We start from the raw sequence: 10349 nt of genomic DNA, 5'->3' as shown, positions 1-10349 counted from the left end.
ACCTGGAACGGAACTGAATATACAGAAAGCGGTGTCTATACTTATGAAAGCCAGAATGAGGCCGGATGCACTAATGTTGCAACCCTTAACCTGACTATCAACAACAGCACTACTTCTGAAGAATCTGCAACAGCTTGTGATTCCTACACCTGGAACGGAACTGAATATACCGAAAGCGGAGTTTATACTTTTGTGAGTGAGAATGAAGCAGGATGCACCAATACCGCAACGCTGAACCTGACTATCAACCCAACTCCAGACGCTCCGGTCATCACAGAACTTATGCAGCCTACCTGTGAAGATCCAACCGGATTCTTAGTGCTCGAATTAGTAGATGGTATTACCTTCAGCCTTAAAGATGCTGATGGAAATGAAATTGCAGATGAAGAAGCTGACGGTATTTATGAAGATCTGGCGCCCGGAACTTACACTGCAACAGCAGTAAATGCAGACGGATGTGTATCTACTACGGTCACTGTAACAGTTGAGGAAGCTCAGGGAACTGTCAGCATCAGTCCAACAACTCTTTTATTCTGTGATGATGATCCCGTGTTTGACCTGGATAGCTTAGTAAGTGGAGACAGTGGAAACGGAACCTGGGTTGACACAGACCAATCTGGTGCATTAACAGGAAGCATGTTGAATCCTGACATGGCTGCCGGTTTTTACACCTTTACCTATGTGGTTGAAGGAGCCTGTGCTTCCAGTACAGATATCACTGTAGAAATAGAGGATTGTGGTATCGTCCTTCCCTGTGAAGTTGATGATATTAGAAACAGCATCTCTAAAGCTGTAACTCCTAACGGTGATAATAGAAATGATACGTTTGAAGTCGGAATAGGTCTGGATTGTGGTTTCACTTACACGCTACAGGTTTTCAACCGTTGGGGGAATGAAGTTTATAAATCCAACAACTATACAAACAACTGGGATGGAACCTCAAGCAGTTCTGTCACAGGAGACCAGTTACCTTCAGGAACCTACTTCTATATCGTAGAAATTAAACAAAGCGGATTTGAACCTATCCAGGGTTACATCTATCTAGGAACAAAATAAATTAATGAACATGAAAAGAATCTACCCAATATTAATGCTTCTGTTTATTAGTGTGTGTGCTAATGCGCAGCAATTGCCCCAGTTTACGCAATACATGTACAACACTATCTCCATTAATCCGGCTTACGCTGGTAACCGCGATGCAATCTCGGTGGTGGGGCTTCACAGGAGTCAGTGGGCAGGAATTGCAGGTGCTCCGGAGACACAAACGCTGTCTATCCACTCCCCTTTAAGAAATGAGAAAGTGGGACTCGGAGTATCTATAATTAACGACAACATTGGATATGAGAATTACACTTATGCTTATGCAGATTTCTCCTATACAATAAATCTTACTTCTTCCACTACTCTGTCGATGGGACTTAAAGGAGGAATGAGCTACTATAATCTTGATGAAGAGCTGATGGCAGATGTACCTGATGATCCATTTTTCAGAGGAGATATTTTCAACCGCTGGACGCCAAATTTTGGAGCGGGTCTTTACCTGTCTTCACAGGATTGGTACCTGGGTCTTTCTGCACCAAAATTCATCAATAATGATAACAACGACCAGGAAGGAAGTGAATATGTTGCCCTTGAACAGGTGCACTATTATCTTACCGGAGGTTACGTTTTTGATCTTAGTGATAATGTAAAGTTGCGTCCCACTTCCCTTTTAAAAATGACAAGAGGAGCTCCTCTTTCTGTTGATGTATCGGGAACATTTATCTTCAATGAAAAACTGTACCTGGGAGCTAATTACCGGTTTGATGACGCTGTGGGAGCTTTCGTAGATTTCCAGATCCTTCCCAGCTTTAGAGTGGGTTATGGTTATGAATACTCAGTAAGTGACCTGCAGCCATATACTTCAGGTTCTCATGAGATCCTGTTGATCTATGAAATGAGGTTAGGTAACACGAAATACAAATCCCCAAGGTTCTTTTAATTAAAAAATAAGGATTATGAACAAAAAATACATTCTGCTTCTGTTACTCGTCCTTCCGGCATTTGTTTTCGCCCAATCGTCGAAACAAAAAAAAGCGGACAGGTACTATGACAATTTTGCTTATACCAAAGCAATAGAAGAATATAAAGACCTGTTGGAAAAAGAGTACAACAAAGATTATAATCAGCAGCAATTAGCCAATAGCTATTATAAGCTTCGCGATCCCGAAAATGCGGTAGTTTATTATGAAAAGGTTGTGGAACAGCCAAATGTTTCTCCGGAGATTTATTATCAATACGCACAAATGCTGCGTGGAGTGAGAGAGTATGACAAATCCCGTGAGTGGCTTAAAAGATATCAGGAGGCAGCCCGGAATCCTCAGGGAGTGGAACAGCTCCTTAATGAAGATGAGATCGCTGTTTATGAAGGTCTGGAAACTTTCAGGGTAAAACCTGCAGATTTTAATTCTCAATTCAGTGACTTCGGAAGCTTTGAGAATAACGGAACAATCTACTTTACTTCAGCAAGAGGTACAGCAGATACCAGAACAAAGATCTACGACTGGACTGGAGAACCATTCCTGGATATATACAAGGCTATTTCCGGAAGCAATACAGTAAACCCTGTAAGTGGCGATGTAAATACCGTTCGTCATGAAGGTCCTGTAACGCTTTCTGCCGATGGTCAAACCATGTACTTTACCAGGAATAACTACTTAAAGCGTGACGGAAAGAAGGATGACGAAGGTGTGAACCACCTTAAGATATACCAGGCTTCTTTCATTAATGGAGAATGGACCAACATTGAAGAATTGCCGTTTAGCAACAATGAATATTCTGTAGGTCATCCAAGCCTCTCTGCCGATGGGAAGACCTTATACTTTGTTTCTGAAGCTCCCGGAGGAATGGGAGGATCTGACATCTATAAAGTAAGCGTCGAAAATGGCACTTTTGGAACCCCACAAAATTTAGGTGCTCCTGTAAATACGCCGGGAAATGAAGTTTTTCCTTTTATTGCTGAAAATGGTAACTTCTACTTCTCTTCAGACGGACATAAAGGTTACGGACTTCTGGATGTTTTTGTAGTAACTTCAGATTCTCCTAACCGAGTACAAAATCTTGGTGAACCGGTAAACAGCAATATGGATGATTTTGCATTCTCCAATTCGGGCAGCGATAATACCCGCGGGTTCATTTCCTCAAACAGGCCCGGAGGACAGGGTAACGACGATATTTATGAGCTGACAATTCTTGCTCCTCTTGTCCTAAGGGGAACGGTTACAGATTCTATAAATAACAAGCCTATTGCCAATGCGACGCTAAGGCTTATGGATGGAAACAATTTCCAGATTGCAGTAATGGAAACCGATTCCCTCGGGAATTACCAAATTGAAATTGCAAGAGACAGAAATTATCCAATTGAGTCAAAGCATATTAAATACAATACAAAGAACGAGCAGATCACCACTGCAAACATGGATGACAGGACGGAACTTGTTCATAATATTGAACTTTCACCCGTGAATGATGTGGAATATCTTGCCGAGATCAACAAGATCTATTTTGATTTTGACAAAGCAAATATTCGTCCCGATGCTGCACAGGAACTGGATAAACTCGTTAATCTAATGGTTGAGGAATATCCCGAACTCGTTATCGAAATTGGTTCCCATACCGATAGAAGAGGTTCTGAGGCATATAACCGCAGACTGGCTGAAAGAAGAGCTCAGGCGACCAGAGATTACCTGGTTGAAAATGGAGTTGCCGCAGAACGAATAGTGACCTATAAAGGTTATGGAGAAGAGGAACCTGAGGTAGATTGTACTAATTGTAATGAAGAACAACACCAATTAAACCGTAGATCCATTTTTAAAGTAGTGAAAATGGAATAAGATCCCTACGTTTCTAACCAACCATCGAAGAGGAGGCAAAATTGCCTCCTCTTCTACTTTATGTTTTTTTACTGACGGTGTTGGTCATGAAGATTGAAAAATCTCAGGAAAATCTTCCTGTACCGGGAATGACAATTAAATTGATTCATTTCCTGATGAAGATGAGCGTTACGTATACTTCTCCTTTTCCTTCTTTAGCCGATATTCCGAAATGTGTATGTTCGCCTTCAATAATCTCACTGTGACCGGGACTATTTAACCATGCCCGAAAAAAAGCTTCAGAAGTTCTATAACCGCCTCCAACATTCTCTCCCATAGCCTTTGCGCCAACTTTTCCTGCTAATGCCATATATCTGCTTCCAAAGTTGTGATGACACACCTCTGTTGTTTTGATCATATGAACTGTATGTGATGAAGCCTGAGCGGATATCTCATCAAGTAGTTTAAGTCCTTTTTTTGCCTGACTTTTTCGATGTTGATTGACAAGATCGAGGATCTCTAATTCAATGGATGAATACTCCGGAACCTGAATGTCAAAATCCGGACTTCCTACCTCTTCCGAAGAACAGGAAAGGAATAGTATGAGCTGTAAAAGACAACATAGCCAAATTCTAATACTATAAACATCCAGGACTCCTATCATAGCAACATAAATTACAGATCAGGATTGATCGAATACTAAATGATTTAGGGTCTGGGGGAATTGGGAGAGGTTCTAACCGGCAGAATTAGATGGTGCACTAAAGATACAATGAATGAATGAATGAATGATTGAATGAAAAATAAATGAATGAAAAAATGATTCGTATAAAAGGCAATCTTTAATGAGTTAAAACAAAAAAAAGAGGCTTTCAAAAAGCCTCTTTAACTAACCTTAAATAATTATAAAACAATGAACGTAGCCGTAGAAAATTATTTTTTTACAAAAATATTAGTGAAATAAAGTTTACCATCTTTCCCTTCTTTAACAGAGATCCCGAAATGGGTATGCTCTCCTTCCATATTTTTTCTGTGTCCGTCGCTTTCGATCCAGGCATTTACCACGGCATCTGCTGTACGATATCCAAAGCCTACATTTTCACTTACTGCTTTGGCATCTACAGAATTCACAAGAGCCTGATAACGATTGCCGAAATAATGATGACATACTTCATTTCCTTCAATCATGTGCTTGTTATGAGAAGCTGCCTGTACAGATCCTTCATCCAGACTTAACAGTTGAGAAAGACCTTTTTGATCGCGATAAGCATTTACTAAATCAAGAACTTCCATTTCAATTGTCGAATATTCGACGGGGGCAAGTTTGGTGGTAAGATCAGCACTTTCCAATTCTTCTATACTGTCCTGAGAACAGGATGTAAGAAAAAACGCACAAAATGCTAATAACCATACAGAGTAGGTTAAATTCTTCATAATTCAATCGGTAGGTTTGGGATAGGAAAAGTAAGAATTATTTCCGATTAACAAACACTTTTATCGATGAACTACACAGATTATATTAATTTTAACACAAAATTAGCCTTTAGGCCTACAAGAAGGCTCTGTTTATTTGTAAAGATGAAGAGTTAAATATATCGATGAATGGATTTTATGGGAATGAAAAAGTTTTTCCGTCATCTGCTAAAAGCACCCTTGGGAAAATTTCTTCCGCCTCTTTTTGAAATATTTCTATAGAATCATAACGGGTAGAAAAATGGCCTAATATAAGAGTTGATACTTTTGCTGCCCTGGCCATGGCAGCCGCTTCTCTGGCTGTAGAATGCCCGGTAGGTGCAGCGAGATAAGCATGTTCTTCAAGAAAAGTAGATTCATGATAAAGAACATCAACATTATCCAGTTGGTTGACTAATGCGGGATGGTATGCAGTATCACTGCAAAAAGCGTAGCTCGAAGGCGGCTCAGGGTCAGCAGTGAGCAGAGCATTGGGAATTATACTTCCATCTTCAAGTACCGCATCTTTACCTTTCTTGATCCCTTTATAATAAGCAACATCAATTGCATATTTTTCCACCTCCTCCATAAGAAGCTTCCTTGGTTTCGGCTTTTCACGGAAGAGAAATCCGTTGGCGTAGATACGATGCTTTAAGGGAATGGTTTCTACGGTGACCTTTTTTGTGTTAAGGACAATCTGAGGTTCGTCGGACTTTAACTCATGGAAAAACAACGGATATCCTGTCCAGGACTTTGAGAACTTAAGCTGTAACAGTATGATTTCCTTTATGCCAACAGGACCATATATATGTAATTCTGTCTTCCTGTTAAGAAGCATAAAGGTGGAAATAAGTCCAACCAAACCGTAAAAATGGTCCCCATGTAGATGGGAAATAAATATGTGTTTGATCTTGCCAAACTTAATCTTATTCCTGCGCAATTCTACCTGTGTGCCTTCTCCGCAATCAATAAGAAAGACCTCATTGTTGATCTCCAATACCTGGGAAGTAGGATTGGTAAAGCTACGGGGAGTAGCAGCATAACAGCCAAGAATAGTAAGTTTCATTTACAGAAGTTTTCACAGATTAGTATCCGGAAATCTAGAAACCGAGATCTCTCTCTATCTCCTCCATTTGAATGACGTCTCCGGCTTCCATCAGAGTAGGAACAACAATGAGTTCCTCGGGGATTTTCTCAATATTGATCGCATCATTGACGATGACAAAAGATCTTTTGCCTTTGCGATGTTCATTTGACAGGTCCAGAAATGACAGTAACTCCTCAAGACTAAGCTCTCCGTATTTTATAATATCAATGACAACATTATCATTTTTGAACGCATTATGCTGAGATCTCAGGAAAGAAGCAAAATCTTCTACATCATCCTTTTCATCCGTCAAAATTTTATATCCTTCCTCTTCTTTTACTTTCATACCTGTTTAATTTTTGAGGCCAAAAGGTAGATCGCTGCCATCCTTATAGCCACACCATTTTGCACCTGATCCAGTATAATTGCCTGATCGGAATCTGCCACATCACTGGTGATCTCCACTCCCCTGTTGATGGGCCCGGGGTGCATAACGACTATTCGCTTGTTAAGAGAATCCAGAAGTTGTTTATTAAGACCAAAAAGCTGTACATACTCCCTGGTGCTTGGGAAGTAACTTATATCCATCCTTTCATTCTGTACCCGCAGCATATTGGCTACATCACACCATTCCAGGGCCTTTTTCAGATTAGGCTCTACTTCTACTCCCAGGGATTTAATGTGTTTAGGAATCAAAGTGTAGGGACCACATACTTTCACCTCTGCTCCCAGCAATTTCAGTGCAAAAATATTAGAGAGGGCCACCCTGCTGTGTAAAATATCTCCAACAATAACTACTTTCTTTCCCTGCACCTCACCCAACTTTTCTCTAATGGAATAACAATCGAGTAAAGCTTGTGTAGGATGTTCATGAGCTCCGTCTCCGGCATTAATAATACTGGCCTTAACATGACGCGAAAGAAAGATTCCGGCTCCCGGATTCGGATGCCTCATTACAACCATGTCCACTTTCATGGAGAGAATATTGTTCACAGTGTCGATCAATGTCTCTCCTTTTTTAACTGAAGATGAGGCTGCAGAAAAATTCACGACATCGGCACTTAATCTTTTTTCGGCTAATTCAAAGGAGAGTCGGGTTCTTGTACTATTTTCAAAGAAAAGATTGGCAATGGTAATATCCCGCAAAGAAGGAACTTTTTTAATGGGCCGGTTGATGACTTCTTTGAAATGATCGGCAGTTGTAAAAATGAGATCAATATCTTCCTTATTCAGATATTTGATTCCCAGTAAATGATTCACGCTTAACTCACTCATGTTGATTGTTTGCTTATAAGATACACCGCATCTTCCCCTTCATTTTCCTGCCAGTTAACTTTTACCTTTTCTTCATTTATTGCATCCACCTGTCTTCCATTATAGTCGGGCTGGATGGGCAAATGACGGCTAAACCTACGATCGATAAGGCTTAGCAATTCAACTTCACTTGGTCTGCCAAAAGATTGGATTGCAGTTAAAGCTGCTCTTATACTTCTTCCGGTATAAAGCACATCATCAATAAAGATCACCCGTTTGTCCTCTACCACAAAATCAATGTGGATCTTGTTTGCCTCCAACGGTTTATCTCCCCTTCTAAAATCATCTCTGTAGAAGGTAATATCAAGCTGCCCCATTTTTATGGCATCAATACGATACTCCTCTTTAAGAATTTTGTGGATTCGGTTGGCAAGAAACACCCCCCTTGGTTGTATCCCGATTAAGACGGAATTTTCGAAAGTAGTATGATTTTCAATTAACTGGCAGGCCAAGCGGTGTAAAATGATGTTCATCTCTTTGGACGTAAGCAGCACTTTTTGGCTCATAGTTTGGATGTTAAAACATAACAAAAGTAAGATTTTTTTCCTGAGAACTGCAGGAGGTTTCAGCTTTTAAAAATTAGTATTTTCTATTCTTTAAGGTCAATTTAACCTTTTTGCCATTTAGAAAAAGTGAATATATAAAGTATCTTGCAGTAAAATTCTTCCATGCTCTACCTTTTACACGATCCTTCGGAAACAGCTATTGTAAAAGAAAAAATAGTTCCATTGTTGAAAAATATGGAGCATGAACTTGTCGCAGTTCCTCTTAAAACTGAATTTGACCTCGACCAGAATTCCTCCCTCCTTTTGTATTTGCCAGATAAGGCTCTCCGGAATATCATACCAATGGCCGCCCGAAATAAATGGACCATCACCATTTTGCCGCATCCCGAAAACAAATTTACATCTACAGGTCTGGGGGTATCAAAGAACCTGGAGGAGGTAATAACTGAATATGCGGAATGCGAAAATCCTTATAAAATTGACCTTTTAACCTGCAACGAAATTCCCGTATTCAACTCTGTAAATATTGGAGATATATTTCTTTTTTCAGACCGGAATGGTAAAAAGAGCCTCTTACAGGAGGTCATGAACATTATCCGCAACATCCGCAAGGCATCTTCCCTCTCCCATCACTCCTATCAATTAAGCACAGATGATGAGAAAATCATTCTCACCTCTGCGCTCGGAATTATTGTGGTCGAACATGCCTCGGGTTCTCTAATTTCAAGAAGACTTGTAAAGGACAGCTCCATAAGTGACGGCTCCTTCCAGGCCTTTATTCTTGCTCCGCAAAATCTCCTGGTGTTACTCTGGTTTTTTTTAAGAAGCTTAATTCCGCACACTAAAAACATTACCCGTCTCCCATCCTTTATTGGAAATATTAAAACAGCTAATCTAAAGGTGATTGACAAAGATGCAATGGAATACACTATTGACGGAGAGAAACGGGAAGACGCCGAACTCACTTTTGAGGTCCATAAACAAGCCGTGATCCTAAGGCAGAAAAGTGTTTACAGCAGGAAGGCAGAAAAAGAAGATGGTAGAAAAAGCATTAAAATTGAAGGCTTGCCCAAGGGGGAAACCCGCAACGAATTAATTAAGAGAAGCCTGCCCATACTTCCCAGGGCCAGTACAGAACAGTTTCAGGATCTTTTTAAAGTCCTGAGAGTGAATTCTAATCTCAGCACGGCCTTTATGGTAATGATGATTTTGTCTACTCTTATAGCCACCTTCGGATTATTTGCCAACTCTTCTCCTGTGATCATTGGAGCCATGATCCTGGCGCCGGTTATTTCTCCTATAGTATCTTTTTCGATGGGAATGGTACGTTATGATGTGCCAATGCTAAAAGAAAGTTTTGTCACTATCACTGCGGGAACTCTTGTATCACTAGCATTTGCAGCCATAGTAAGTCTCCTTATTCCTCTAAAAGTACTTACTCCCGAAATTGAAGCCCGTCTCTCCCCTACCTTACTGGACATGGGAATAGCGGTTACTTCAGGAATCGCTGCGGCCTATGCCCATGCCAATGAAGGTATTGCCAAAAGCCTGGCAGGAGTAGCAATAGCAGTGGCTCTTGTCCCTCCACTGGCAGTTTCTGGAATTGGAATTGGCTGGTGGGATTGGGATGTGTTTTCCGGTGCGATTCTGCTTTATGCCACAAACCTTGCCGGAATTATACTATTTGGAGGTCTCACCTTTCTACTCCTGGGATTTGCCCCTTTTAAAAGGGCAAAAATGGGGCTTGTTTATACGCTCATAATAGTAAGTCTGGTTGCAGTTCCCCTGTCTCTTTCTTTTAACCGGATCATGCAGGAAGCAAGTATAACCCGTGCTCTTGAAGGAACAACTATTGATAACGTTGTACTACGTGATGTGCGCATTCGGTTTGGAGCTCAAATGGTGGTTTCTCTTCGATTGGTAGGGCCCGAAGCTATCGAACCGGAACGTATTCAGTCCATAAAAGAAGAAATTGAGGACAGAATTAATCAGCCGGTAGTTCTGGAGGTGGTTTCGGCCATTGAATTCTAAACCTTTCAAAAATGAAGTTTTGAAGAATATTTTTTTCTTTAGCTGCTGAAGCTGTTCTTCTTTTTTTTAAATTTAATACCAGCTCCCCCTAACTTAAAACTTTATATT

10 protein-coding genes are annotated in these 10349 nt (G+C 40.5%); 4 read left to right on the top strand and 6 right to left on the bottom strand.

Annotated elements, in window-relative coordinates; translation table 11 throughout:
* The 3 genes from G564_RS0116725 to G564_RS0116715 form a co-directional block, all read left to right on the top strand.
* Positions 1–1056 (top strand): gliding motility-associated C-terminal domain-containing protein (locus tag G564_RS0116725; protein ID WP_029038668.1); only part of this gene is annotated, 1056 nt, incomplete at its 5' end.
* Between the two features lie 10 nt (positions 1057–1066).
* On the top strand, positions 1067–1981 hold the full coding sequence (locus G564_RS0116720) for a PorP/SprF family type IX secretion system membrane protein (RefSeq protein ID WP_029038667.1): 915 nt from the start codon (positions 1067–1069) through the stop codon (positions 1979–1981).
* A 16-nt stretch (positions 1982–1997) separates the two neighbouring features.
* Positions 1998–3872: an OmpA family protein gene (locus G564_RS0116715; RefSeq protein WP_029038666.1), complete on the top strand. Its 1875-nt coding sequence runs from the start codon at positions 1998–2000 to the stop codon at positions 3870–3872.
* Between the two features lie 145 nt (positions 3873–4017).
* On the opposite strand, the gene G564_RS0116710 is transcribed toward G564_RS0116715, so the two are convergent.
* From G564_RS0116710 to pyrR, 6 genes are all read right to left on the bottom strand, one after another.
* On the bottom strand, positions 4018–4515 hold the full coding sequence (locus tag G564_RS0116710; protein ID WP_051205571.1) for a CAP domain-containing protein: 498 nt from the start codon (positions 4513–4515) through the stop codon (positions 4018–4020).
* A 269-nt stretch (positions 4516–4784) separates the two neighbouring features.
* Positions 4785–5285, bottom strand: coding sequence for a CAP domain-containing protein (locus tag G564_RS0116705; protein WP_029038664.1), 501 nt, complete (start codon positions 5283–5285; stop codon positions 4785–4787).
* A 175-nt stretch (positions 5286–5460) separates the two neighbouring features.
* Positions 5461–6369 (bottom strand): ribonuclease Z, encoded by a 909-nt coding sequence (locus G564_RS0116700; RefSeq protein ID WP_029038663.1) that lies wholly within the window; start codon positions 6367–6369, stop codon positions 5461–5463.
* Between the two features lie 34 nt (positions 6370–6403).
* Entirely contained in the window at positions 6404–6736 is a 333-nt protein-coding gene (locus tag G564_RS0116695; protein WP_029038662.1) for a hypothetical protein, read from the bottom strand.
* Positions 6733–7665 (bottom strand): aspartate carbamoyltransferase catalytic subunit, encoded by a 933-nt coding sequence (locus G564_RS0116690; protein ID WP_029038661.1) that lies wholly within the window; start codon positions 7663–7665, stop codon positions 6733–6735. Before G564_RS0116690 ends, G564_RS0116695 begins: the two co-directional genes overlap by 4 nt.
* Positions 7662–8210: a bifunctional pyr operon transcriptional regulator/uracil phosphoribosyltransferase PyrR gene (gene pyrR / locus G564_RS0116685; protein ID WP_029038660.1), complete on the bottom strand. Its 549-nt coding sequence runs from the start codon at positions 8208–8210 to the stop codon at positions 7662–7664. Before pyrR ends, G564_RS0116690 begins: the two co-directional genes overlap by 4 nt.
* 162 nt (positions 8211–8372) lie before the next feature.
* Between pyrR and G564_RS0116680 the strand changes: the two genes are divergently transcribed.
* Entirely contained in the window at positions 8373–10241 is a 1869-nt protein-coding gene (locus G564_RS0116680) for a DUF389 domain-containing protein (protein ID WP_029038659.1), read from the top strand.
* Positions 10242–10349: the final 108 nt, after the last annotated feature.

The sequence above is a fragment of the Salinimicrobium xinjiangense DSM 19287 genome (genome assembly GCF_000423585.1).
Classification (GTDB): Bacteria; Bacteroidota; Bacteroidia; order Flavobacteriales; family Flavobacteriaceae; genus Salinimicrobium; species Salinimicrobium xinjiangense.
The sequence above is the reverse complement of the archived record's forward strand: the minus strand, read 5'-3'. Positions and strand labels throughout refer to the sequence as shown.